Source organism: Clostridium sp. CTA-6 (assembly GCF_054768115.1).
In genome coordinates, this window is record NZ_BAAAAU010000004.1 from 181,877 (window position 1) to 207,683 (window position 25,807).

Below are 25,807 nucleotides of genomic sequence, written 5' to 3' on the forward strand. Positions count from 1 at the left end.
ATTCTTAGGAGTTTTACTCCTTAGAAGTCGTTATCCTTTAGGGGAAATCGTTATCCAGGGACGTAACTGATCTTTACTCCCACTTTGAAGAAGAGGGAAGTATTAGAGCGGGTAGTCATCGGATAAATATTTCAATGAATATAGAAATGTGAGAGAAAGACAGTCAAGGGAATAACTAAATGATATGGGAACAAATAATGTAATTAATAAAATAAATTTAGACTGTTATACATTGGATTATTAAAAATTTAACAAAGTAGGGGGCAAAAATTATGAAAAAATCTAAATACAATAAAATAATTAAACTAGAAGATGGAAAAACTATAGCTTTTAATAGTGTTACTTGTGCGCTCGCAGAAGTAGATAAGGACTTTTTAGATGTATTAGAAAACATAGAAAATTTAGATATAGAAAATTTAGATAAAAAAAGAGAGAGTTAGTTGAAAACATGTCAGAGGGTAATTATATAGTTCATGATGATATGGATGAATTAAAGTTATTAAAATATAGAAATTACAATGGAAAGTTTTCAAGTGGCGCACTAGGACTAGTTATTGCTCCTACACTAGCTTGTAATTTTGCTTGTCCTTATTGTTATGAAACTCCAAAAGCAGGCCTTATGGACAAAAAAGTTCAAGATAGTTTAATAGAAATGATAGAAGAAAATGCTAAAAATAAAAATAATATAAGTATAACCTGGTATGGTGGAGAACCCTTATTAGCAAAGGAGATGATATTTGACTTTTCTCAAAGGGCTATAGAAATATGTGAAAGAGAAAATGTTAAATATAGTGCATATATTGTAACCAATGGATACTTGATAGATGAAGAAACTATAGAAAATATGAAAAAAGCTAAAATAACAGGGGCGCAAATTACAGTGGATGGCCCTCCAAGTATTCATAATAAAAGAAGAATATTAAAGAATTCAGATAAGGAAACTTTTACTACAATAATGGCTAATGTAAAAAAACTTATAGATGGTGGAATTAAAAATATAGCTATTAGAATAAATGTAGATAAAACAAATGTTGATCATGTGGAGGAATTATTAGATATATTAGAAGAAAATGGATTGAAAGATGTTGTTGTTAATCTAGGACATGTTACTGCATATACAGATAGCTGTAATGGAATTGCAAATAATTGTTTAAACACAAAAGAATATGCAAAAAGTGATACTAAATATCAGAAAGTACTTTTTGAAAGAGGATATAAGGTGGCAGGAGCATATCCTTTCTATCCAAGCGTAAAAGCAAATTATTGTTGTGCTGATAATGTTGGAGCTTATGTAATTGATTCTGAAGGATATATGTATAAATGTTGGAATGATGTTGGAAATGTTGATAGGGCGGTTGGAAATGTTACTACAATTAAAGACAAAGTAGATGAAAAAATGTATGCAAGAAATATGGAATATATATTATGGTCTCCATTTGAATATGAAGAGTGTAAGGAGTGTACCATATTACCAATATGCATGGGAGGATGTCCATATAAAGGAACAATGAATGAGAAGCCTGAATGTGAAAAATGGATATATAACCTTGAAGAAACAATAATAGCAACATATAACCAAAAAAATGAGGCTGAATGTAGTCAGCAGGGATGTTGCTGTGAATAATCTTAATTTCCATATTAAAGATTTAAGAGTATTAAGAGACATTGAAAGCTATTTGGATTTTTATAATAGAGCAATGAATATAAAAAATCTATTTAATTTTAATGATAAAGTCATTGTAGATGTAATAGATAGTTTAGAAGAATTATCAGAAATACTAGAAGTTAAAGTCCCCAAATGGGTTATCGGGACAAGCTTTGAAGATGTAATTCTAATATTAGATCATGATAAATGGAAAAAATCAAATAATGAGAGTGTTGAAAATTTAATATTACATGAATTTGTTCATGTAGTATTAAATTTAAAGACACAATCACCATTGCCTATATGGTTAAATGAAGGGCTAGCTGTTTATCTTTCAGATCAGCATGGTAATTATAAGGGGAAAAAACCTAATATAAAGGAAGATTTTGATTTTTATAATGTCAATTATAATAATGAAAAACTTTATGATATATCCATTTATATTATTATGAAATTGATTGATAAGTACAGCATAAATAAAGTTATTGATGAAACATTAAAAACTAAAAATTTTAAACAAAGCAAAATGTTTAGCAATGAAAGCTTGTTAGAATTGTTATGATTTATACATTTTTAATGATTTAAAGGAGAGGTGATTATGAGAGAAGACATAGAAATATATAGAGCAGGAATGAGTGATATGAAAAAGATAGCCGATCTCATAGTATCTATAAATGAAGAAAAGACGAAAATTACAAAATATGATGATTTTAATTTTTATCATTCTAAAAATTCTTTAAAGGAAGTTTTAAATGGTAAGAATAAAAATGAAATGATATTCATAGCTAGAAACAAAGAAAATTTTATAGGTATGATAAATCTGTCATTTAGAGATTCAGATTATCTGTTTTTTATTGATAAGTTTTTATATATAAAGTATTTATATGTGGATAAAGATAAATTCATAGATACACAAGAGTATAAAGATATTGCTAAAAAATTATTTGAAGCATCAATAAGTGAAGCTAAGAAGCATGGATTTAAGTATATATGTGGAGATGTACTAAGTGAAGAAGATGAAATAAGAGAATTATTTGAAATAAATGATATGAAAAACTATAAAAATAGATTGTACAAAAAAATAAATACTATGTAGATCTTTTATTCATAGTTTAATTTAGGGAGAAATTATGAAGAAAATATTAAACAATGTATGGGAAGTAGCAAAAAAATATAAAGGCAAAGAATTAATTGGGTTAATTTTTACTATTTTATATACAGTTGCTATATTTATATCTCCAATGGTGTCTAGGTATTTAATTGATAGTGTTATTCCAAGTAATTCAATTTATAAGCTAAAAATAGGCATATTAATATTTTTTGGTGGATGCATATGCCAACCTATATTTGGATATCTAAAAAATAGGGTTTTCATGGGAATAAGTGAAAATATAACAATAATGTTTAGAGAAAAAATGTTTAATAAAGTAATAGACGCACCTATGGAATTTTTCGATGGATGTAGTAATGGAGCTATTGTATCTAGAATAAGTAATGATGGAAGAAGTGTAAGTGAATTTATTACCAACTTTTTTGTTGTTGTTGTGAAAAATATAGTGTTAATAATCATGATTATCATTGGAATGCTAATGTTATCTAAAGAAATTACACTAATGGTTATTTTTTTATATGTAATATATTTTTTTATTAACTGGAAAATATCACGTAAATTTAATCCTATGTCTAAGAGTATCCAAGAAAGTTATGATCAAATATGTATAAAAATTAATCGAAGTGTTGGATCAATTAATACTATTAAAGCATTTAATCAAGAGGAGAAAGTAAAGAGGGAATTTAAAGAAATAATAGAGAAAAATTATACAAATAATTTAAAGTTTAGAAAATTGAGCATGTTAATGAATAGCATTAGTAATGGAATAATGATAGCATCATTATCTATTGTATATGGAATGGGAAGTTTACTTGTTATGGATGGAAAAATAACAATAGGGACAGTTGTGGCCATGGGGCTGTACTTTCAACTATTAGTACAACCAATATATGAGCTACTAAATAGTAATATAGATATACACACAATAGTTCCCATATTTAATAGAATTAATGAGTATATTAATTTAAAAACTGAAAGAGCTAATAAAGAAAATAATGAACTTAGTTTTCTTAAAGAAATAGAATTTAAAAATGTTAGCTTTAAATATAATAATGGAAGTCAGGCTATAAATAATATTAACTTTAAGCTACCATCAAAAGGAATCTTTGCAATAGTTGGGGATTCTGGAGCAGGGAAAAGTTCTTTAATAAAATTATTGAGTGCTTTTTACGACTCATACCAAGGAGAAATAAAAATTAATGAAAAAGAGTTAAAAGAATATGGAGCAAAAGATATAAGAAAAGTTATAAGCTTAGTATCACAGGATATAGAGCTTGTGAATGAATCCATTAAAAATAATATAAAGATGGGTAGAGATATAAAAGATTCAAAAATAAAAGAAGTTGTAAAGTCACTAAGTCTAGAAAAAACTATAGAAAAATTAGAATTAGGCTATGACACTATAGTTAATGAAAGAGCAAATTTATCAGGTGGTGAAAAACAAAGATTATCCATTGCTAGAGCTTTAGTAAAAGAATCATTAATTTATATTTTTGATGAGCCTACAGCAGCTCTTGATACTATAAATGAAAAGAGAGTAAAAGATATACTAGAAGAGTTATCAAAAGAAAGACTGGTAATTATAATAACCCATAATTTGAGTTTATTAAATAAGGCTCAGTGTATTTATACAATTAAGCAAGGAGAAATAGTTGAAGAAGGAGATTATGAATATTTAACAAAAAAAGACTCATATTTTTCTAAGCTTATGAAAGAACTGTCTAAGAAATAGTATCTGGAATGAAGATGTATTTCTAAATGGATTAATAAACTCATGAAGAATTGTCTAAAAATAGTACAAGCAGTTAGGTTATGGAAAGGAGGAAGAAATGAATAAAATCATTATAGGATTTGCTCTGATTATTATAGCCACTTTAACATTAACCTCATGTTCTAAGAAGAATAAGATAAAATTTGACGATGAAATAGCCCCCTATACAAAAAAGGAAACTAATGAGTTTAGTTATAAAATCATTAGTGACACAGTAAGAATAAAAAGCAATTGTGGAAATCTAAAGATTAAAAAAGGTAATGTTGATGAAGTTAAAGTTACCATAGAAAAACTTGTTGGTGGAAAAAGTGAGGATAAATTACAAGAAGCATTAAATTCTATTAGTTGCACTTTAGAGGATGGGACTATTAAGATAAATTTATCTAGTAAAGACAAGTCTAGTATCAGTTCTGTAAACATAGAGACCACTATAGTTATCCCTAAAAAGATTAGTTCATTAAATATAGAAAATAATATTGGAAATATTGAGTTAGAAGGTAATTATAAAGATTTGAAAGTTCAAATGGAAAATGGAAATATATCATACAAAGGAGAGTTAGAGAAATCTAATATAAGTTCTAAAGTAGGAAATATTAATTTGAATTTGCAACAATTAGAAAGTAATTATCAGTACAAGATTAATGGAGAAGTTGTAAATGTAAATATTAAAGTACCAAATAAAAGTAAAATTAACCTGATAGGATCTATGGCTAATAAAATTAAAGTTGAAGATAGGGGAAATATTAGTGAAGATGGTGCGGTATTTTATATAAGTGTAAAAACAGGCAATGTAAAGATAGAAAACTAAAAGAAGATAAGGGGGAGCGCTTATGGACTTTATAGTTAGAGAAGCAAAATTATCTGATTTAGATAATATATTAGAACTATGGAGAGAGCTATCTGTAGATCAATTAGGAAAGGATAACTATTACAAAGGAAGTTTAGAATTTAATTGTGGAGATGGTCAAATTAAAGAGTCTATAATAAATGATAATTGTGGAATATTTGTTGTAGAGTATAATGAAGAAATTCATGGATTTGTAGAAGTATGGATAAATAGAAAGGATTTTTCCTTTGAACATAATGATTATGCTTATATATTACATTACTATATAAATGAAAAAGGTAGAAATGTAAGAAATATTTTCTCTATTATATATCATCTTTATAAAATTGCGGAAGAGTGGGCCATAGGCAAAGGAAAGTCTTATATAATTTCGGATGCTTTTGAACATAATGAGAGAATAGTTAAATTTTTAAAGAGAGTAGGAGTATCTAAATATAAAACACGAATGGTGAGAAAAATATGAAGTTGTTTTTTAAAATTGCATTTAACAGTATAAGGAAAAATAAAATTAGATATATACTATTAACTTGTACCTTAGTTTTGTCTACAATTATTATGTTATCTACATCTATAATAAAAGATTCTGCAATTAAAATCAGAGAAGATCAGCTAAGAAAGACAACTTTAAATAGCCAACTGGTGATAACAACTGCAGATGAAAAAAACCCTTTTTTTAATCCTAAAGATATTATAAATTCTATCAAGAATATAGATGGAATAAGTCATATTGTACCTAGAATAGGAGGTATGGCAAAGGATTATAAAACTTTAAAAGATGTAAATATTATTGGGGTTGATCTTAATAAACAGAAAGCAGCATTCCCAATAGAATTGATAGATAAATATAAGGTTAAAGATAAAGAAAATGAGATTATAATTAATGAAAAGTATGCAAAGGAAAATTATTTAAAAGTAGGATCTAAGATAAAACTAGTAATCGGAAATAAGAATAAAGAATTTATTATAAGCGGAATATCAAAAAATACAGGGGTATTTGATCCTAGTATGAATACTGCAATGATTAGTATTGATAATGCCCAGTACCTTTTAGACCAAAAGGATAATGCTTATTCAATTGGAATAACAATAAAAAATTTAGATGATATAAATAATATGATTGAGAAAATAAAGCCTAAAGTATCATCAAAATTTATAATCCAACAACGATATGATATGGATTATTTTAAATCCTATGTAGGAACTATAGATATGGCATTAAAGATAATTGGTGTGTTGTCTATATTTATAACATTGTTTCTAACCTATTCAACATTTTCACTTATAATTTATGAAAGGTTGCATCAAATTGGTATATTGAGAAGTTTAGGTATATCAAAGAAGGATATTAAAGTAAGTGTTATAGTAGAAAACTTACTTATAGTATTAAGTTCAATAGTTATAGGGAGTATATTAACTGTTCCTTTCGTAAAGCTAATTTTAAACTATATAGTGCGGGATGGATATTTTACTTTAGATTTGAGAAAATTTTTATTCATTGATTTAATAATTATGATTTTTAGTGTACTAGTAATATTAGTTTCTTTAAGGAAGATATTAAATATGTCTGTTATAAATCTTTTAAAAGGTATTGGGAAAAAATATTATATAAATAAAATAGGGAAAATATTTAAATCTTCTTTTGGAGTTGTGTTATTAATTGTATCCATAGTTATTTTAATTAGTGAATATAAAAGAGAAAATGGAACATTAGCATTAATTTTAGGGGCTCTTTTCTTTATTATTTCTTTTGTATTTTTAGCAAAACTGCTACTTATAATGTTTAATTGGATTTACAAAAAAATATTTTCTACATTTAAAGGTTCGGTTAGCATTTTGTTTAAAGAGCTTGTAATGCAATTTTCTAATATAGTAGATATAGTAATAATTACATCAATAATTATTTGTTCAATTTATGTAAGTGTTACACTTAAAAATATGATAAACAATGGAGTAATGAATGTATACGGTAATGCAGATTTAATGCTAAGTATTGATGGGACAGTAGAGGAAGATTTTACAGATAAAATAAAGAATATAAAATATATTAAGAACTCTCTACTACAATCAAGAACAACAGAGGTCATAAAAGATACAAAGGTAGATATTGCAGGAATAGATGGATCTCAGTATAAGAAAGATTTTTCAACAGAAATTATTAAAAAAGGTGGAAATAATATATTTGATAAACTTGATGATGGAAAAAACATTATAATAACAACAACATTTAGTAAGAATACTGGCATTAATTTAAATGATTCATTAAAAATCAATGAAGTGAATTATAAGGTAATTGGAGTTGTTAGTAGTTTTGAAAATATGGGAAAAGTATTATTCCTATCCAAAGATAATTTCAATAAGGACATAAAGGTAAAGGATAAGGATTTATGTCTTATAAAAGTTAATAGTAAACAAATAAAGTCTACAACAAATGAAATAGAAAAATTATTTAAAGACAAATATGAAAATAAATATTCTATACAAGAATTAACTGTTCTTAATGAAGAAAACAATAATAATAACAAAAAAACATTTACCATAGTAAATGTCTTAATATGTATCTCAACAATTATATGCATAATTAGCATGAGCAACAATGTTACTATAAATCTTTTATCTAGAAAAAAAGTATATGCAACTAAAGGAGCTTTAGGCATATCTAAAGGTTATTTGAGTAAATGTATTTTATTCGAAGCTATAATCTTAGGTTCTTATAGTGGAATATTTGGATTAGGTTTAGGAGTTACATTAAGTAATTATATTAATAAAATCTTATCTTATTACATTGGAGATATGATGTTTATTAAGGATTACAAAATAATGGTGATTTTAGTTCTGATTTCTATAGGTATTACTGTTATTAGCTATATTTATCCTATGAGAAAAATATATAGAATAAATATAATAGATGAAATAAAGTCAGATGAATAATAGGGTGATTGATTATGAGTATATTAAAAGGTATTAATATTAAAAAGAAAATTAATATAGGAGATAATTCCTATGATATATTAAAGGGTATTAACTTAGGAATTAATGAGGGAGAATTTTTAAGTATAATGGGACAATCTGGAGCTGGCAAAAGTACATTATTATATATTCTTAGTGGCTTAGACAAACCAAGCGAAGGTAGCGTATTGTTTGAAAATGATTATATTTTCAATATGAAGGATAGCAGGCTTAGTAAGTTAAGAAGAGAAAATTTTGGGTTTATTTTTCAGTTTTATAATCTAATAGAAGGTTTAAATGTTGAGGATAATATATCAATTATATTTGAATATGAAGGAGTTCCTAAAAAAAAGTATAAGGAAAAATTAGATTTTTTACTTAATAAAGTTGGACTATATGAAAAAAGAAAATGCTATCCATATCAATTATCAGGAGGGCAGCAACAAAGGGTAGCTATAGCTAGAGCATTAATTACAGATCCTAAAATAATATTTGCAGATGAACCCACAGGAAGTTTAGACTCTAAATCCGGTAACAAGGTCTTAGAAATACTAAAATCTTTGAATGTAAATGATAAAAAAACTATAGTGATGGTTACCCATGATAAGCATGCAGCTTCTTTTAGTGACAGAATTATAGAAATAAAAGATGGAAAAATTGATATAAGTAATAAATAAGGCTCAAAAATTATATTAGATTGTAAGGTTAATAAAATAATGATTTAAAATTCTATATTACAATGATATAAATGTTGTTTTGTTTTCAGTTGATGAGAAGAATTGATTTATACATCACATATCTTATTTAATATAGCCCATAAAGTTTTTATTTGCATAACTTTATGGGCTATATTGTATTCTTTTTTAGTTATTAGTTATAACTAATATGAATTTTCTAGGTGAATTATTGAATTTGATGTTTATAATGGATACAATTAAACTATTAAATATTATATATTTATGAAATATTTAGAAAGTAGGATTATTTATATTTTATCTGATGACTACCCGCTCTGATACTCCCATATTCTTCAAAGTGGGAGTAATGAGCGGTTACGTATTTGGATAACGATTTCTGAACTTTAGCGGGGGTAAAAACTCCCTCTGAAGCTAAGAAATCTGTTTATAAAGAATGGGGGATGCAAAAATGGAAATTAGAGTTGCTAGAAAAAATAATATAGAAGATATTTGTAAATTGTATGAAGAATTATTTTCAGATATGGGAAATTTACAGCCAACCTACTTTCAGAGTGCAAAGCAGGATAAAGAATTTTTAGAAGGTATTACTGCTAGTGAAAAATCTGATATTTTAATGGCCATTGATAATGATGAAGTTATTTTAGGGTTCGCTCTTATTCAGGAACAGGAAACACCGCCTTTTAATTGCTTAGTAAAACATCAGTATACCTATTTAATGGATCTGATTGTAAAAAGGTCCTACCGTGGCAGTGGTATTGGCACAATTTTAATAAATGAAGTTAAGAAATGGTCTAAAAATCGTAATTTAGAATATGTAGAATTAAACGTCCTACCAGAAAATATTAATGCAATAAAGCTATATGAAAAACAGGAATTTAAAAATGCAATGCAGACTATGAGATGTGTGCTATAAACATAAGTCCAAAGTTTTTAATTAACTAATATATATAGTGGTGTGAGTTAATTTTAAAGATATAGGAACAAATATGATGTATAAGAAAAGAGTATCAAATAGGGAAGTTACTATTTGATACTTTTATCTAACTTTAAATTTAAGCATAAAATATGCTTATAACTTTTTTAAAATTTCATGAATATATATTTCTCCTTTTTCCACAATGTCAAATTCTCCGTTGGAAAAACACCATGAAGCCATAAGTCCTCTTACAAAACTTTCTAAATATAAAAATATGCCATCTGCTGTTTGTTTTGTTTCAAATACCTTTTGGTTAATACCTTCTAAAATTAATAGTTTTAAGTCTTTTGTAAATCCTCTTCTTTCAAAATGTTTGCTATCTTCTGATATACTTTCTGTTAAATTAGTTACATAAGCCCGACATGTCATTTCATGTCCAGCATAATTAGTAAATATAAGTTCTGATATAAGAAATTTTTCTATTTTATCCTTAATATTCATATTTTTATCTTTTGAAATTAACTTTTCATATTGTTCTAGAACGAATTGCCCCATATCGGAATAGTAACTTTCTTTTATAATATCTTCTTTGGATTTATAGTGAACATAAAAAGTACCCTTTGCAACTCCAGCTTTCTGGCATATTTGGCTTATGGTAACATTGTTATATCCTTTTTCTTTAATTAGTTCAATAGCGGTTTCAAAAACCTTGTTTTTAGTAAGAATAGCTTTTTCTTTTCTTAACATATTTATTCCTTTCTTGACGGTTTTTCATTGTAAGTGTATAATAATGACTGTAGTCACTGACCATAGTCATTATTATAATAAACTATTTAAAGGAGAAAATCAACATGTTTATAGTAAATATTACATACATAAAACCTATTACGGAAGTGGAAAAATATTTGCCTAATCATATATTATTTCTAGACAAGTATTATAATGCAGAAAAATTTATTTGTTCTGGAAGAAAAAATCCACGTACAGGTGGAATTATTCTTTGTAATGCTGAAGACATTAATGAAGTTAATTCTATACTAAGTGAAGACCCCTTTTACAAAGAAAAAATCGCTAGTTATGAAATTATAGAATTTATTCCCACCAAATATGCAACTAATTTCAAATATTTTATTTAAGGACAATGAAAAATTCACAGCTTGTTTGACAATTTCATAAATAATCTTTAGGTTATAAAATAAGGAAAGTGCGACGCACTTTCCTTATTTTATGCACTTGGTAGCATTATGAATCTTATTATAAACAATACAGCTAATATATAAACTATAGGATGTACTTCTTTGTGTCTTCCAGTAGCTACTTTCATTATTGGATAGAATATTATACCTGCGGCGATTCCGTTAGCTATACTATAACTAAAAGGCATAATTGCTATGGTAAAGAAGGCTGGAAGAGCTTCTGTAAAATCATCAAAGTTTACATTTTTAATGGAGCTTACCATTAACACCCCTACTATTACTAATGCTGGGGCAGTAGCTTCAGCAGGGGTTATTCCTACTAATCCGCTAAAGAATAGGGATAGTAAAAATAATATTCCTACTACTAAAGAAGTTAATCCTGTTCTTCCACCTTCTGCAATTCCTGCTGTAGATTCTACATAGGTTGCTGTAGTTGTAGTTCCAAACATAGAACTTACAGTCGTAGCAATAGCATCTGATAAAAGGGCTTCATTCATATTTTTAATTTTTCCATTTGGTAAAATCATATCTGCCTTTTGGGCTGTTCCTACTAAAGTTCCTATAGTATCAAATAAATCTACTAAACTAAAAGTTAATATAACCATTATTATACTGGTTAAGGCTCCTATAAATCCAGTACCATTATGACTTATAAGTCCATTAAAATCAAAGGCTAAAAATGTTGGTGCTACAGAAGCAGGAGTGCTTAATATTTTTAGTCCAGAAAGATTAGTTATTCCCATAGGTATTCCTATAATAGTAGTTATAATTATAGATATAAGCATACCACCTTTAACCTGTCTTGCTACTAATATTCCCATTAAACATATTCCAATAAGAGTTAATATAGCTTTAGAATCAGAAAAGCTTCCAAAGCTAATAAGGGTTCCTGGATTGGAAATAATAATATGACCACTTTTTAGCCCTATTAAAGCAATAAAAAGACCAATACCCCCTGTTATGGCTATTTTCAAATTTTCAGGTAAAGCTTCTACTATTTTTTCTCTTATGGAGGTAACAGTAATAATTATAAATATAATTCCAGAGATGAATACGGCTGCTAAAGCTTGTTGCCAAGTATATCCTAATGTTAAACATACACTATAAGTAAAGAATGCAGTAAGTCCAATACCAGGAGCTACAGCAAAGGGCAAGTTACCATAAAAGGCCATTATTATAGTTCCTATAGCTGATGTAATACACATACTTGTAAATATAGCAGCTACTACAGGATCATTTAAAGTAGAAAGTTTAGCTGCTTCATCTCCTTTTAATCCTAAAGAATTCATTCCAGAAAATTTTAGGATGTTAGGAATAACAAGTAAAGCATAGGCCATAGTAATAAAAGTTGTAAAGCCAGCAATAATTTCTGTCTTTACATTGGTTTTGTGTTTTGAAAGTTTAAAAATTTTTTCAAATAAAGAATTTGTCTTTTGTTTTGATTCCATTTTTGTCCTCCTAAATAATAAACATAAAAAAACTATCCAGGATATAAGTAAATCCTTGATAGTTTTATGCATATAAATATGTATATATAAATATAATATATAAAGGATTCACCCATAGAAAAGGTATTTGTGGTACCTAAGTAGAGACTTCTGAACCTTATTATCAGAATTATATGGATGATATCTATACAATTTTAGTAGAAATAATAACATTTAATAATAAATAAGTCAATATTTATTTAAAGAAAAATTTAATAAATGCTAACAAATAAAAGTAAAAAAGTAATTTTTATAATTATTAATTCCTATATTATTAATGTACATAATTCTAAAAAAAGTACGAATTTTTTACATTATTAAAATAAAATATTTAAAAATAGATAAAAAAAGTTGACTATTAAACATATGTTCGATACAATAGGATTGTAATAAAAATTATTATGAAATTAGGGGTTGAAAAAATGAATATTTGTGAAGTGAAAGATAATTATAATTTATTCGTTAAAATTAATTATAAATCTGGTGATGACAAAATATTAAGCAAAATAAAAACTCATTTAAACAATAAGGTATTAGGTGAAAGATATCTTATTGGAGGTGGAATTTTAAATAGAAACGGATCAACACTAATTTTAAAAATAAATAGTATAGAGGACATAAAGGAAATAAGTAGTGAAAAAGATGTTAGCTACAAGTTGTTAGCAGTACCTAAAATATTAAATTAAGCTATAATAAAAATTTAATTTATATAAATGATTTAGTAGCCATAAAGAGGCCTTTAAGCATAAGTAAAATGCATTTAAAAGAGCAATGAGAAAACTTAGTTTAAGCCTAGTTAATAATTGATTAATATAGTGAGTGGTTAATATAGTTTATGTTAATTATTTTTGTAATAATAAAATTAATTAAATTTTTACATAGGCTATATTTTTTATAATAAATAATAAAATAAAGAAATTAAGGTATAATAAATATATAAAATTTATTATATCTTATTTTTTTTGAATCTATTGTCATATAATATTAAAGTGTTATAATTAACCTATATTCATATATGGTTATTTAGGAGGAATTTCAATTGGAAAAAATTGCATTGATTACTGATACAACTAGTGATTTACCAGAAGATATACTAGAAAAATATAACATAAAGCAGCTAGCTTTTAGAATAATATATAAAGATAGGGAACTTAAAGATAGATTTGATATAAGCTCCAAAGAGGTTTATGAAAATTTAGAAGTAGAAGTTCCTACATCCTCACTACCATCTATGGAGGATATGGATAATCTTTTTACACAGTTAGAGGGAGAAGGATATACCCATGTAATAGCTGTAGTTTTATCCAGTGGATTATCAGGAATATATAATGGAATGAAAATAGTAAGTGAAAACCATCCAAAACTTACAACATATATATGTGATTCTAAATCTATATCCTTAGGTGAAGGCGTATTACTAATGGAATCTGCAAGAATGTTAGAAGAGGGTAAAAGTTTTAATGAAATAGTTGAAGCTATTCCTAAAATAAGAGAAAGTGTTAAAACATTTTTTGTAGTTGGAACCCTTGAATATCTAAAAAAAGGTGGAAGAATAGGAAAAGTTGCTGGAACTATAGCAGAGCTTTTAAATATTAAACCTATAATTTCTATAGACAATGAAGACGGTAAATATTATACATATACAAAAGTAAGAGGAAGAAAACAATCTCTAGCTAAACTTATAGATATAGCTAAAGAATTTTTGGAAAAGGGTAAATGTAAAATTTATGTTATGCATGGAAATGCAGAAGAAGAAGCTAAGACAGTTTTTGAAGTTCTTAAAAATTTACCTAATGTTACTTTTGCTATGCTTGGAGGATGTATAAGCCCAGTTTCAGGTGCCCATAGTGGTCCAGGTTTAGTGGGTGTTGCATGTCTTAGAGATATGGATTATTGTGGAAATTAATTTAGATTTACAAATAAAAATATTAGTAAATTATCTAAGTAAATATAATGAAAAACTAAATAAATTAGGAGCCTTAATCATAAAGTGAATTTTTTAAAAAAAGTACTTTATATTAAGGTTTTTTTGTGTTATAGTATAGCAGTTGGTTGGAAATATGGATTAAATTTGACCTAAAACTTGCGTTTATACACTTGTTTTAATGGTATGTTTGAAGCTTTTAATTCATATTTAAAATTTATATAAATTTAGTGTTGATAGTAATTTTTTATTTTAAATAATTAACATATATTTTTTAAAAATACTATTAACAATTAATCATTTTCCATATATAATATGTTATGGTTGATGACTAGGAATTATATTTTGTATTAAAAATAAGGAGATAGGGGGGGCTGGTTAAATGTTATCATATTATGCATTTATATTTTTTGCTAAAATTATGGAAGTGGCACTAATGACGGTTAGAACCGTTTTAATTACTCGTGGTGAAAAATTATATGGGTCAATTATAGGTTTTATAGAAGTAACTATATGGCTTTATGTAACTAGTTCTGTTTTAAGTGGAATTAAAGATGACCCTATAAGAATGGTAGTTTACGCTTTAGGTTTTACTTGTGGTAATTATATGGGCTGTGTTATAGAAGAAAAATTAGCTATAGGCCTATTAACTATAAATGTTATAACTTCAGAATCAGATGGTAAAAGATTGGCAGAAATATTAAGAGATGAAAATGTAGGAGTAACCATGGTAGATGCAGAAGGGAAAATAGAACAAAAGAAAATGCTTATAATACACGCTAAGAGGAAGAGAAGAGAGGAAATCATAAGAACCATAGAAGGTAGCGATATAAATGCAATGATATCTATAAATGATATAAAGACCGTTTATGGGGGATATGGTATAAGAAAATAAAATATATTTAGTTTTAACACTGCAAATAAAAAATACACTAATAAACATATGAGTTTATTAGTGTATTTTTTATTTGCTATATTAAAATTAAATATATTTTTAGGTAGTTTTTTCATAAAAAACCTTATGTTTATGTATAAGGTTTTATTTATAGTTTGCATAATCCATATATAAACATATATAATAATCAAGGGAGAAATATTAAAGAAATTTTAATATTTTATTTAAACCATATACATAGGGAAATTTTATACTAGTATAGGTAAGTCATAATTAATATAAAAAAGTTAATACGTTGATTTTATATTTGGTATACAAATTTAAAATTAATTTTTATCTTTCTATGTGGATTATATAAATAACCATAATGATATTTAATTTATATTTAAAATTTTTATGGGTTTAAATTAATATAATGTTTAGTAGGTAAACAGAAGACAAATAAATTTAATAATAAGTTTTATAAATATTATTAGTGAGGGATGGAAATGGAGAAGGCTTTAAAGTTGAAAAATATAATTAAGAAAATAGTTATTAGAAATTTAGATATAATACTATTTTTGATTTTAGTAAGTTTAAAAGTAATGTTTTATGGGAAAGAAATATCTCCAGAATTTTTTAACTATAAGTATATATTATTACCAGTTATAGCATCTGTGGGGATATTATTAGGTATAGGATATTTTTTACCAAAACATAAAAGAACTAAATTTTTATATGTGTTAAATATAATAATTAGTTCAATAATTTTAGCAGATTTACTATATTACAGATATTATAAAGATATTATATCTATAGGGGCCATAAGGAATGCCTTTTTGTTAGGGGGAGTTGCCTCCAGTATTACAAGTTTGTTTAAAATTATGGATTGTGTATATTTTTTAGATATACTATTGATTATACCTTTCCTAAAAGTGTATAGAAATATGCCTTATAAAGAAAATAAAAAAATTATAAGAATAGGTATGGGATCTTTAATATTAGCAGGGGCTATTTTATTAAATGGTATAAATATATATAAATTATCAGTAGATCAACCGGGATTGCTTAATACTATGAGTAATAGGATATATATAACTAAGGTTTTAGGAAATGTAAATTTTCATGTTATAGATGCTTATCAATTTACAAAAAATAAGATAAATAATAGTAAGAAACTTCCAGAAGATAAAGAGAAGGAACTAGTAAACACTTTTGATGGAAAATCAGAAATACAGGGAAATAAATTAAAAGGTGTAGGAGAAGGTAAAAACTTAATAGTTATACAAGTAGAAGCACTTCAGCAATTTGCTATAAATGTAAAGGTAGAAGGGCAGGAAGTAACACCTAATTTAAATAAATGGATAAATAAAAGTATGTATTTTGATAATTATTTTTATCAAGTAGCAGCAGGGAATACATCTGATGCGGAATTTTTGTCTAATAATTCATTGTATCCAGCAGCTTCAGGTGCAGCTTATTATATGTATAGTGGTAATCAATTTAAATCACTACCAAGCACGCTCCAAGATAAGGGATACTATACAGCAGCTATGCATGGTTATAAGGATGGATTTTGGAATAGAAATGTAATGTATAAAGCCCAAAAATTCCAGGATTTTCATGGAGAAAGTACTTATAATATAGATGAAGAAGTAGGATTAGGACTTAGTGATAAATCTTTCTTTAATCAATCTTTAGAAAAAATGAAGACTTTTAAACAACCCTTTTATAGTTTTTTAATAAGTTTAAGCAGTCATTTCCCTTATGATGATGTAAAAGGATACGGGGAATTTAATGTAGGAAAATATGAAGGTTCATTTTTAGGAAATTATTTAAAGGGTATACACTATACAGATGCCCAGCTAGGTATGTTTTTAGAGAACCTTGAAAAAGAGGGATATTTAGATAATTCAATTGTAGTTATTTATGGAGATCATAATGCTATATCTAAAAATTATATACAAGAGTTGTATGACTTTGTAGGAGAAAAATCACCAAATGATTTAAAATGGTATGAACTTCAAAAGGTACCTATGATGATACATTTCCCACAGGATCAAAATAAAGGAGTAAATCATACTTATGGTGGTCAAATAGATTTATACCCTACATTGGCTAATTTATATAATTTGCCTAGGAAATATATGTTAGGTAACGATTTATTAAATGTAAAAGAACCTAAAGTCACTTTTAGAAATGGATCCTTTACTGATGGAAAAGTTTTTTATGTATCCTGGACAGGAGAATATTATGATATAAAAACTGGAGAAAAGATTACTGAAACAGAAGAATTAAAGGCTAAAAAGCAGGAAAGTGCAAAGGATTTACAGAGTTCAGATGAACTATTAAATCATAATTTAATAAAGAAATTAGAAAGTGAATCAAAAGGGGAAGGGGAAAGTGAGCAAAGTAAATAGGCTCACTTCCAAATCTCAACTTAATAATAACAGGGTTATGTTAAGAAATTATTATACTAACATTATATTTTCTTAACATAACCCTATTTTTTATAATATGACTAAATTCATATTTATAAACAGAGTTCTTGGCTTTGGAGGGAGTTTTTACTCCCTCTAAAGCTTATTAACAGAATTCTTAGGAGTTTTACTCCTTAGAATTCGTTATCCCTTAGGAGAAAGCGTTATCCAGGGATGTAACCGCTCTTTACTCCCACTTTGAAGAAAAGCAGAGAGTCCAAATCTTCGATTTGGTGCGAATCGCTTTCACAGCGTGCGATGGGAGTATTAGAGCGGTTAGTCATCGGATAAATAATGTTTAATTAGTTTAATCCTGTTTATCTTCTAATATTTCATTTAAATCTATATTGTATTTATTTATTTTTCTATATATAGTTGCTCTACTTATACCTAATAATTCAGAAGCCTGTACTATATTGCCTTTACAATGAATTAGAGCTTTTTCGATGGCTTTATGTTCTAAAATATCTAATGGAACTATAGGTTCTTCTTTTCCAATGCAACAGTTATGATGCTCATTTTTCATTAATTTGTTATTTAAAAATTTGTCTGTAATAGTATTATCTTCGCATATATAGTAGCTTCTTTCTACTATATTTCTAAGTTCACGTACATTTCCAGGCCAATGATAAGCCTTAAGTTTATCCATAAATTCAGGAGCTATTTTTTTAAAGTTGCCTGGGTTTTTAATATTTAGTTTATCTACAAAACAATTAGTTAAGGCTTCAACATCTTCTGTCCTATCTTTTAAAGGAATAAGATGAACATTTATAACATTTAACCTATAATAAAGATCTCCCCTAAAATTTTTATTAGAAACTTCTTCTGATAAATTTCTGTTAGTAGCTGCCAGTACTCGAATATCTATTTTCTTTTCGTGAGTACCACCTACTCGCATTATTTTTAAGTTGTCTAGAACTCTTAATAGTTTAGATTGAATATCTAATGGTAGTTCTCCGATTTCATCTAAAAATATAGTTCCACCATCAGCCAACTCAAATTTACCAGGATAGCCACCTTTAGAAGCTCCTGTGAAAGCACCTTTTTCATATCCAAATAATTCACTTTCCACTAATTCTCTAGGAATAGCAGCGCAATTTACTGCAACAAAGGGACCATGGCATCTATTGCTATGGTTATGAATAGCCTGAGCAAACAGCTCTTTACCAGTACCACTATTACCATCAATTAAGATACTGCAATCAGATTCAGAAGCTTTTTTGGCTAATTCTATTATACTTTTCATTTTTTGATTTTTAGTTATTATATCATCAAAGGTATAGGAAGCTTTATAGCCGACTACATTGTTAACTAATTTATGTATATGTCTTGTATCTCTTATAGATACAATAGCTCCTATAATAGAATCCTGAAATTTTACAGGCATTATATTTGTAATACATCTTATAGAGTTATTATCTATAAAAAAAGAGGAGTCTATGCTAAATTTGTGAATCCCTTTTTGTAGGCAATCTTCTATAAAGTTAAAATTTCTTAGGATATCTTTTATGGAATATTTTTTTAATTTATCTTCTGTAGAATTTAATATGTTTAAACCCATAGTGTTTATTTTTAATATGTTATAATTTTTATCAATAAGAATAAGTCCCTCATAAGCTACATTAAAAGCTGTTTGAAGAACAGAAATAGATAAAAATTTTTCACCATTTTCATTAGAAAATAGATTCTCTAAACATATATCATTATCGTAATTTACCAAAAAAATCACCTCAGTATTAATCATTGGTTCTAAAAATGTGATTAATTAAGTATAACATAAAATCAAATATATATTAAGGGCACCTGAATACATATATTTATATAAGGCATTGAATTGTAACCATGGTAACTATTAATTTTTGTATCATTTTTTAAGCTATAGTTGTTCGTAAAATATTTTTAGGAACAACTAACTAATTTCATAAAAATTCTTTCAATATTAAGAGACCATTACAAAATTAAATATATTTTGCAACGGCCTCTATAATACTATTAGTAAATAATTTATTAAAAAACCTTTTATATGCTCATTAATATTATTTTTTCTGCAATATTGTTAGCGAATAATCTATTTATTTTATATTAATATTCCAGCAATACAAGCTGTTAAAAAACTTGCTACAGTACCACCTACTAGTGCTTTAAAGCCAAGTTGAGCAATTTCACTTCTTCTTTTTGGAGCAAGCTCTCCTATACCACCTAGTTGTACTGCTATGGAACTGAAATTAGCAAATCCACATAGGGCATAAGTTAGTATAGTTACTGTTCTTGGATTTAGCGTTCCTTGCTTTATAAGTGTGGATAAATTTGAATATGCCACGAATTCGTTTATAACAGTTTTTTGTCCAATAAGAGAGCCAGCTGTTAACATATCCTGAGAAGGTATACCCATTACATAAGCAAAAGGAGCACAAATATAACCTAATATATTTTCAAAGTTTAAGCCATTAACTCCAACTAAGTGTCCAATACTTTCTAAACCTGCATTTAACATAGCAATTATAGCAACAAAAGCTATTAACATAGCTCCAACATTAAGAGCCATGTGAAGACCTTCAGAGGCACCTCTAGCCGCTGCATCAATTACATTCTTGTCTAATTTTTCTACTTCACAATTAACGTTACCCTTAGTTACAGGTTCTCCTGTTTCAGGCACTATTATTTTTGCTGCCACAAAGGCTGCTGGTGCAGACATTATAGAGGCTGATAATAAGTGAGCTGAACTTATTCCCATGCCTATGTATCCAGCCATTACACTACCGGCGACTGTAGCCATTCCACCAACCATAACAGAATGAAGTTCGGATCTTGTCATTTTTTCTATGTAAGGTTTTACTATTAAAGGAGCTTCAGTTTGTCCAACAAATATGTTTGCAGCAGCAGACAGAGATTCAGCACCGGAAGTTCCTAAAGTTTTAGCCATAAAATTAGCTATATGTTTTATTAAAAATTGCATAATACCTAAATAATATAGAACTGCCATTAAAGATGAGAAAAATATAATAGTTGGTAATACTTGAAAAGCAAATATATACCCAAAACTATCCACATTGTTAACTAATCCGCCGAATAAAAACACTGAACCATTTTTAGTAAATCCTAAAATAGCTGTAATAAAATCAGAAAGTTTTTCAAAAGTTATTCTACCAATAGATGTCTTTAAAATTAAAAAAGCGAAAATAAATTGAATAATAATTCCTGCAAAGACTAGTTTAAACCTAACCTTCTTCTTGTTTTCTGATATTAAATAACATATACCTAAGAAAACAAAAATACCTATGAAACTTATAAATCTTTCCATAAAATCCTCCTTATTTTTTGTAAGTGAGTGCTATTAAATTATAAAAAAATAGCAAAAATAAAAAGCCTTCACAATATGGAAGGCTTAAATATAAACACAATTCAGAAAAATCTAACATACGTATACATTTACAACCCTCATATTATTATAATAATATGAAGAAAAATTTACTTTTCTGAAAAAATATTATAAAGATTTATGTTATAAAAGTCAATGGTTAATATAGTAATTAGTGTCATAATTCAGTGTGGTAGGGGGCTTATAAAGGAATTAATATATTAAAAAATATTAATTATTAATTTATATATTGGAAAGGATTTCATTTATAGCATGTATTATATTTTCAAAATAATGAAATTACAAAATTTAAGGTATTTTCTGAATTTATAAAAGGTATTGTTAAATATCATTGACATATAATATTATAAATATTATAATTTTGTAATAAGTTCAATAATTATTGATAATTACTGTATAAATTTTTAGACAATCACTAATAATTGTAATAAACACTTTTATATAAGATCCATAAGGATTTTAAAGTATTTAAATTAAGTTTTAATTTATATAGTATAATAAAATATTAAACCAAAAACTATGAGGAGAAGAGTAGGTATAGATAATATTTTAAAGCGAGTGGATGAGGGTGCAAGTTCCATAAATATGCTATATTGAAGAACATCTCGGAGTTTCTAACCGAAATTTTTTAAAGAGTAGGCTTAGAGGTTGCCAAAGCCTTATATTTGGATTGTATGATTATTAAAGAGTCATACTTTAAAGTTGGCCTTTTGGCAATTTGGGTGGTACCGCGGAATATATACCTTTCGTCCCTTTTGGGATGAAGGGTTTTTTTATATTATGAAATAAAATCCACAGAGGAGGAAAAAACATGGATATAACTTTAGTAAAATCACTTTACAGAGAAACTGAAAAATACATGGATAAAGAAGTTAAAATTAATGGATGGGTAAGAACAGTAAGAGATTCTAAAAATTTTGCCTTTGTAGAAGTAAATGACGGAAGTTTCTTTAAAAATGTTCAAGTAATACTTGAATCTTCTTTAGAAAACTTTAAAGAACTATGTAAAATGCCAATAAGTACATCAGTAGAAGTAGAGGGAATAGTTCAACCTACACCAAATGCAAAGCAACCTTTTGAAATAAAGGCTACAAGAGTTTCCATAGAAGGTAAATCAAGCACAGATTATCCTCTACAAAAGAAAAGACATACTTTTGAATATTTAAGAACTATAGCTCATTTAAGACCAAGAAGTAATGCTTTCTCAGCAGTATTTAGAGTGCGTTCTTTAGCAGCTTATGCAGTGCATAAATTTTTTCAAGAAAGAGGATTTGTTTATACAAATACTCCAATAATAACAGGTAGTGACTGCGAAGGCGCAGGAGAAATGTTCCAATTAACTACTATGGATTTAAACAACATACCAAAAACTGAAGAAGGAAAAATAGATTTTTCAAAGGATTTCTTTGGATCACCTGCAAACCTTACAGTAAGTGGTCAGCTTTCAGCAGAAACTTTTGCTTTAGCTTTTAGAAACGTATATACTTTTGGACCAACTTTTAGAGCAGAAAACTCAAATACTGCAAGACACGCATCAGAATTTTGGATGATAGAACCTGAGATGGCCTTTGCAGAACTTACAGATTACTTAGATAATGCAGAAGATATGGTTAAGTTTGTAATAAACTATGTAATGGAAAATGCTCCAGAAGAAATGGCATTTTTCAATAGTTTCGTAGATAAAGGCTTATTTGATAGGTTAGATAACGTTATAAACTCTGATTTCAAGAGAATAACTTATACAGAAGCAGTAGAATTACTTCAAAAATCAGGAGCAAAATTTGATTATCCAGTAGAATGGGGAATAGACCTTCAAACTGAACATGAAAGATATTTAACAGAACAAATATTTAAAAAACCAGTATTTGTAACAGATTATCCAAAGGATATAAAAGCTTTCTATATGAGATTAAATGATGATGGAAAAACTGTTGCAGCAGCGGACTTACTTGTACCAGGAGTAGGAGAAATAATAGGTGGAAGCCAAAGAGAAGAAAGACTAGATGTATTAGAAAAAAGAATGGAAGAATTAAACCTAAATAAAGAAGACTACTGGTGGTATTTAGAGCTAAGAAAATACGGAGAAACTAAACATTCAGGATACGGTTTAGGCTTTGAAAGAATATTAATGTATATTACAGGAATGACTAATATAAGAGACGTAATACCATTCCCAAGAACTCCAGGATCAGCTGAATTTTAAAAGAAATAAACTTATTAAAGATAATTTTATAAAAAAGTAGCCTCATTTTTGATTGAGGCTACTTTTTTACATTTTGATAATTATATGTACCCATTGACTTTTTTTTATTTATAATCGTTATATTGTATGAGACGTCTCGGAGGTGATAATAGTGGAAGATTCTAAATTGATAGTAGAAATTAAAAAGGGAAAGATTCATTTAGTTGATGAATTAATAAAAAAATATTATGGGAAAGTATACTACTATTGTTACCGACATTTAAACAATAAGGAGGCTGCCCAGGATTTAACTCAAGAAGTATTCATGAAAGTAATAAAAACTATTGGAAGTTATAAACATTATGGAAAATTTGAAAATTACCTTTACGTAGTTGCAGGAAATACATGCAAAGATTTTTATAAGAAAGAATCCAAATATGTTTTAAAAGAAGCAGAAATAAAGCCAGATTCTTATAAAGAAGAGGAGATTTCTAAATTAGAAAATAAAGTGATGATTGAAGAGGCCTTAAACAAGCTTTCAAAAGATCAACGTGAAATAATAATTTTAAGGTTCTATCAAGATCTAAAAATAAAAGATATTGCTAAGATTATGAATTCAGGTATTTCTATAACTAAATATAGGTTGAAAAAGGCAATAAAATTAATTAGTGAGAGTATGAAAGGAGGACAAGCATGAATAAGAAAGAGAAAGAAATAAGAGACATGTTAAATAATTATTGTGTTCCTAGTTATGATGAGGATGCACCTATGAATGCAATTGAGTTTATTCATAAGAATTATTCAAGTATACCCAAATTTAGAACAAGTAATAAGCAATTTATTTTATCTCAAATTGGCTTTATTAGAAGGAGAACCTGGGTATTTCAAATTTTAATTTTAGCTTTGATTTGCTCAGCTTTTTATAATATAGGAAGTGAAAGTTCTCTAAATTTTGAAACTTTTTCTCTAATATCAATTTTATCGCCTCTTTTATTGATTATAAATATTGAGGAAATATCAAGAGTTTACTATAAAAGCATGTTAGAAATTGAATTTTCTACAAAGAATTCACTAAAAAAAGTTTTAGCTACAAGAATGTTTATTTTGGGTATAACAGATTGCATTGTATTAATTATAATGATGATATTTGCAGACAAATTAATGAATATAGGTACACTTAGAGTTATTATGTATACATTTGTGCCCTTTAATTTAGTGTGTATAGGCTGTATGCAACTAATGAAATATTTTAAAGGACGTGAACTTAATTATGCTTGTACCACTTATAGCGTTTTATTGATGCTAATATTTCTTTTAGAAAAGGTTAACGACTTAGGAATCTATACACAGAATTTCATATCAATCTGGATTTTAATTTATATAATCACTACAATTATCTTTGCTATTGAAATGAAGAAGTTCTGGAAGAGATTAGATTTGTTTGATGATGTTATTAAGGAGGTTACTATATGAATTTATCCATAGAAAGATTGACAAAGAGATACGGAAGTAAAATTGCAGTAAATGAACTTTCTTTAGATTTAAAAGAAGGAGTATATGGTCTTTTAGGGGCTAATGGCGCTGGGAAAACCACTTTGATGAGAATGATTTGTGGGGTGTTAACACCTACTTCAGGTAAAGTTGAATTAAATGGTAAAAATACTATATCTATGGGGGAAGATTATAGAGATTTAATAGGATATCTTCCTCAAAATTTTGGGTATTATCCAGATTTTACAGCAAAAGAGTTTATGCTATATATTGCATCTTTAAAGGGTTTAATACCAAGTTTTGCAAAGAATAAGACTAAAGAGTTATTAAGCATGGTAGGGCTAGATTCTGTTTCAAATAAAAAAATTAGAACTTTTTCAGGAGGAATGAAACAAAGATTGGGAATTGCTCAGGCAGTATTAAATGATCCTAAAATTTTAGTTTTGGATGAACCTACGGCAGGTCTTGATCCAAAAGAACGAGTGAGATTTCGTAACTTAATATCAGATCTTTCCAAAAACAAAATAATAATATTGTCCACCCACATTGTATCTGATGTAGAGTATATAGCTGATGAAATACTTATAATGAAAAATGGAAATATTATTTCTCAAAATTCTGTTGATGGATTAATAAAAGAAATTGAAAATAGTGTATGGAAATGTACAATATCAGAATCAGAAGAAGATTACTTTTGTAATAAATATTGTATAGTAAATCTACAACATAACAGAAATGGTTCTTTAGATTTAAGAATAATAAGCCGTAAAAAACCAATAGATAATGCAGCTAATGTACCTTCCTCTTTGGAAGATTTATATTTATATCATTTTCAAGATAACTTAAAAAATTAGGACGGT

Annotated in this window: 21 protein-coding genes, 1 pseudogene, 1 riboswitch and 1 other annotated feature; of the genes and pseudogenes, 18 read left to right on the top strand and 4 right to left on the bottom strand. The window is 27.1% G+C overall.

Going from position 1 to position 25,807, the window contains the following annotated elements:
• Positions 1-272 precede the first annotated feature (272 nt).
• From ctpM to ACYUDJ_RS08020, 9 genes and pseudogenes are all read left to right on the top strand, one after another.
• Positions 273-1,624 (top strand): annotated as a pseudogene (gene ctpM / locus ACYUDJ_RS07980) (radical SAM/SPASM domain Clo7bot peptide maturase).
• On the top strand, positions 1,617-2,207 hold the full coding sequence (locus ACYUDJ_RS07985) for a M1 family aminopeptidase (protein ID WP_043031371.1): 591 nt from the start codon (positions 1,617-1,619) through the stop codon (positions 2,205-2,207). Before ctpM ends, ACYUDJ_RS07985 begins: the two are co-directional and overlap by 8 nt.
• 36 nt (positions 2,208-2,243) lie before the next feature.
• Positions 2,244-2,741: a GNAT family N-acetyltransferase gene (locus tag ACYUDJ_RS07990; protein WP_043031372.1), complete on the top strand. Its 498-nt coding sequence runs from the start codon at positions 2,244-2,246 to the stop codon at positions 2,739-2,741.
• 34 nt (positions 2,742-2,775) lie between these two features.
• Positions 2,776-4,488, top strand: a complete 1,713-nt coding sequence (locus ACYUDJ_RS07995) for an ABC transporter ATP-binding protein (protein ID WP_043031373.1) — start codon at positions 2,776-2,778, stop codon at positions 4,486-4,488.
• A 97-nt stretch (positions 4,489-4,585) separates the two neighbouring features.
• Positions 4,586-5,335, top strand: coding sequence for a DUF4097 family beta strand repeat-containing protein (locus tag ACYUDJ_RS08000; protein ID WP_043031374.1), 750 nt, complete (start codon positions 4,586-4,588; stop codon positions 5,333-5,335).
• 22 nt (positions 5,336-5,357) lie between these two features.
• On the top strand, positions 5,358-5,837 hold the full coding sequence (locus tag ACYUDJ_RS08005) for a GNAT family N-acetyltransferase (protein WP_003488563.1): 480 nt from the start codon (positions 5,358-5,360) through the stop codon (positions 5,835-5,837).
• The gene (locus tag ACYUDJ_RS08010) at positions 5,834-8,302 is read left to right on the top strand and encodes an ABC transporter permease (protein WP_043031377.1); all 2,469 of its coding nucleotides are present in this window, start codon (positions 5,834-5,836) and stop codon (positions 8,300-8,302) included. Before ACYUDJ_RS08005 ends, ACYUDJ_RS08010 begins: the two co-directional genes overlap by 4 nt.
• A gap of 14 nt (positions 8,303-8,316) precedes the next feature.
• Positions 8,317-8,997 carry an ABC transporter ATP-binding protein gene (locus ACYUDJ_RS08015; protein ID WP_043031379.1) on the top strand — a complete coding sequence of 227 codons (681 nt, stop codon included), beginning with the start codon at positions 8,317-8,319 and terminating at the stop codon, positions 8,995-8,997.
• 469 nt (positions 8,998-9,466) lie between these two features.
• Positions 9,467-9,931, top strand: coding sequence for a GNAT family N-acetyltransferase (locus tag ACYUDJ_RS08020; protein ID WP_043031381.1), 465 nt, complete (start codon positions 9,467-9,469; stop codon positions 9,929-9,931).
• Between the two features lie 156 nt (positions 9,932-10,087).
• Here the strand turns inward: ACYUDJ_RS08020 and ACYUDJ_RS08025 are convergent, their stop codons facing one another.
• The gene (locus ACYUDJ_RS08025) at positions 10,088-10,681 is read right to left on the bottom strand and encodes a TetR/AcrR family transcriptional regulator (protein WP_003488571.1); all 594 of its coding nucleotides are present in this window, start codon (positions 10,679-10,681) and stop codon (positions 10,088-10,090) included.
• A 104-nt stretch (positions 10,682-10,785) separates the two neighbouring features.
• Here ACYUDJ_RS08025 and ACYUDJ_RS08030 point away from each other — a divergent pair, with 104 nt between their 5' ends.
• Positions 10,786-11,070, top strand: coding sequence for a YciI family protein (locus ACYUDJ_RS08030; RefSeq protein ID WP_003488573.1), 285 nt, complete (start codon positions 10,786-10,788; stop codon positions 11,068-11,070).
• A gap of 89 nt (positions 11,071-11,159) precedes the next feature.
• Here ACYUDJ_RS08030 and ACYUDJ_RS08035 read toward each other — a convergent pair whose 3' ends face one another.
• A complete protein-coding gene (locus ACYUDJ_RS08035) occupies positions 11,160-12,578 on the bottom strand; it encodes an NCS2 family permease (protein WP_043031384.1) in 1,419 nt (472 codons plus the stop codon).
• A 95-nt stretch (positions 12,579-12,673) separates the two neighbouring features.
• Positions 12,674-12,775: riboswitch (purine riboswitch) on the bottom strand.
• Between the two features lie 264 nt (positions 12,776-13,039).
• Between ACYUDJ_RS08035 and ACYUDJ_RS08040 the strand changes: the two genes are divergently transcribed.
• The 4 genes from ACYUDJ_RS08040 to ACYUDJ_RS08055 all read left to right on the top strand — a co-directional run bounded on the left by ACYUDJ_RS08040 (position 13,040) and on the right by ACYUDJ_RS08055 (position 17,835).
• Positions 13,040-13,303 carry a hypothetical protein gene (locus tag ACYUDJ_RS08040; RefSeq protein ID WP_042386160.1) on the top strand — a complete coding sequence of 88 codons (264 nt, stop codon included), beginning with the start codon at positions 13,040-13,042 and terminating at the stop codon, positions 13,301-13,303.
• Positions 13,304-13,656: 353 nt separating this feature from the next.
• A complete protein-coding gene (locus ACYUDJ_RS08045; RefSeq protein WP_003488579.1) occupies positions 13,657-14,523 on the top strand; it encodes a DegV family protein in 867 nt (288 codons plus the stop codon).
• Between the two features lie 400 nt (positions 14,524-14,923).
• Complete coding sequence (locus ACYUDJ_RS08050; RefSeq protein ID WP_003488581.1) at positions 14,924-15,436, top strand: DUF2179 domain-containing protein; 513 nt, start codon at positions 14,924-14,926, stop codon at positions 15,434-15,436.
• Between the two features lie 488 nt (positions 15,437-15,924).
• Entirely contained in the window at positions 15,925-17,835 is a 1,911-nt protein-coding gene (locus tag ACYUDJ_RS08055) for an LTA synthase family protein (protein WP_043031386.1), read from the top strand.
• Positions 17,836-18,202: 367 nt separating this feature from the next.
• Here ACYUDJ_RS08055 and ACYUDJ_RS08060 read toward each other — a convergent pair whose 3' ends face one another.
• Positions 18,203-19,615 (bottom strand): sigma-54 interaction domain-containing protein, encoded by a 1,413-nt coding sequence (locus tag ACYUDJ_RS08060; protein ID WP_043031388.1) that lies wholly within the window; start codon positions 19,613-19,615, stop codon positions 18,203-18,205.
• Positions 19,616-19,972: 357 nt separating this feature from the next.
• Positions 19,973-21,196, bottom strand: a complete 1,224-nt coding sequence (locus ACYUDJ_RS08065) for a NupC/NupG family nucleoside CNT transporter (protein ID WP_043031390.1) — start codon at positions 21,194-21,196, stop codon at positions 19,973-19,975.
• Positions 21,197-21,784: 588 nt separating this feature from the next.
• Positions 21,785-22,031 (top strand) — a binding site (T-box leader).
• A 54-nt stretch (positions 22,032-22,085) separates the two neighbouring features.
• On the opposite strand from ACYUDJ_RS08065, the gene asnS reads away from it, so the two are divergent.
• The 4 genes from asnS to ACYUDJ_RS08085 all read left to right on the top strand — a co-directional run bounded on the left by asnS (position 22,086) and on the right by ACYUDJ_RS08085 (position 25,801).
• Entirely contained in the window at positions 22,086-23,477 is a 1,392-nt protein-coding gene (gene asnS, locus ACYUDJ_RS08070) for an asparagine--tRNA ligase (protein ID WP_003488589.1), read from the top strand.
• A 151-nt stretch (positions 23,478-23,628) separates the two neighbouring features.
• Positions 23,629-24,153, top strand: coding sequence for an RNA polymerase sigma factor (locus ACYUDJ_RS08075; RefSeq protein ID WP_052500378.1), 525 nt, complete (start codon positions 23,629-23,631; stop codon positions 24,151-24,153).
• Positions 24,150-24,929 (top strand): hypothetical protein, encoded by a 780-nt coding sequence (locus ACYUDJ_RS08080; protein WP_003488592.1) that lies wholly within the window; start codon positions 24,150-24,152, stop codon positions 24,927-24,929. Before ACYUDJ_RS08075 ends, ACYUDJ_RS08080 begins: the two co-directional genes overlap by 4 nt.
• Positions 24,926-25,801 (top strand): ABC transporter ATP-binding protein, encoded by an 876-nt coding sequence (locus ACYUDJ_RS08085; RefSeq protein ID WP_043031392.1) that lies wholly within the window; start codon positions 24,926-24,928, stop codon positions 25,799-25,801. The genes ACYUDJ_RS08080 and ACYUDJ_RS08085 overlap by 4 nt, the downstream gene beginning before the upstream one ends.
• Positions 25,802-25,807: the final 6 nt, after the last annotated feature.

What these genes read in the sequence shown, in the direction of transcription:
- ACYUDJ_RS07990 (WP_043031372.1), top strand. Translation starts at nt 2,244, where the DNA reads ATGAGAGAAGACATAGAAATATATAGAGCAGGAATGAGTGATATGAAA.
- ACYUDJ_RS07995 (WP_043031373.1), top strand. Translation starts at nt 2,776, where the DNA reads ATGAAGAAAATATTAAACAATGTATGGGAAGTAGCAAAAAAATATAAA.
- ACYUDJ_RS08000 (WP_043031374.1), top strand. Translation starts at nt 4,586, where the DNA reads ATGAATAAAATCATTATAGGATTTGCTCTGATTATTATAGCCACTTTA.
- ACYUDJ_RS08005 (WP_003488563.1), top strand. Translation starts at nt 5,358, where the DNA reads ATGGACTTTATAGTTAGAGAAGCAAAATTATCTGATTTAGATAATATA.
- ACYUDJ_RS08010 (WP_043031377.1), top strand. Translation starts at nt 5,834, where the DNA reads ATGAAGTTGTTTTTTAAAATTGCATTTAACAGTATAAGGAAAAATAAA.
- ACYUDJ_RS08015 (WP_043031379.1), top strand. Translation starts at nt 8,317, where the DNA reads ATGAGTATATTAAAAGGTATTAATATTAAAAAGAAAATTAATATAGGA.
- ACYUDJ_RS08020 (WP_043031381.1), top strand. Translation starts at nt 9,467, where the DNA reads ATGGAAATTAGAGTTGCTAGAAAAAATAATATAGAAGATATTTGTAAA.
- ACYUDJ_RS08025 (WP_003488571.1), bottom strand. Translation starts at nt 10,681, where the DNA reads ATGTTAAGAAAAGAAAAAGCTATTCTTACTAAAAACAAGGTTTTTGAA.
- ACYUDJ_RS08030 (WP_003488573.1), top strand. Translation starts at nt 10,786, where the DNA reads ATGTTTATAGTAAATATTACATACATAAAACCTATTACGGAAGTGGAA.
- ACYUDJ_RS08035 (WP_043031384.1), bottom strand. Translation starts at nt 12,578, where the DNA reads ATGGAATCAAAACAAAAGACAAATTCTTTATTTGAAAAAATTTTTAAA.
- ACYUDJ_RS08040 (WP_042386160.1), top strand. Translation starts at nt 13,040, where the DNA reads ATGAATATTTGTGAAGTGAAAGATAATTATAATTTATTCGTTAAAATT.
- ACYUDJ_RS08050 (WP_003488581.1), top strand. Translation starts at nt 14,924, where the DNA reads ATGTTATCATATTATGCATTTATATTTTTTGCTAAAATTATGGAAGTG.
- ACYUDJ_RS08055 (WP_043031386.1), top strand. Translation starts at nt 15,925, where the DNA reads ATGGAGAAGGCTTTAAAGTTGAAAAATATAATTAAGAAAATAGTTATT.
- ACYUDJ_RS08065 (WP_043031390.1), bottom strand. Translation starts at nt 21,196, where the DNA reads ATGGAAAGATTTATAAGTTTCATAGGTATTTTTGTTTTCTTAGGTATA.
- asnS (WP_003488589.1), top strand. Translation starts at nt 22,086, where the DNA reads ATGGATATAACTTTAGTAAAATCACTTTACAGAGAAACTGAAAAATAC.
- ACYUDJ_RS08080 (WP_003488592.1), top strand. Translation starts at nt 24,150, where the DNA reads ATGAATAAGAAAGAGAAAGAAATAAGAGACATGTTAAATAATTATTGT.
- ACYUDJ_RS08085 (WP_043031392.1), top strand. Translation starts at nt 24,926, where the DNA reads ATGAATTTATCCATAGAAAGATTGACAAAGAGATACGGAAGTAAAATT.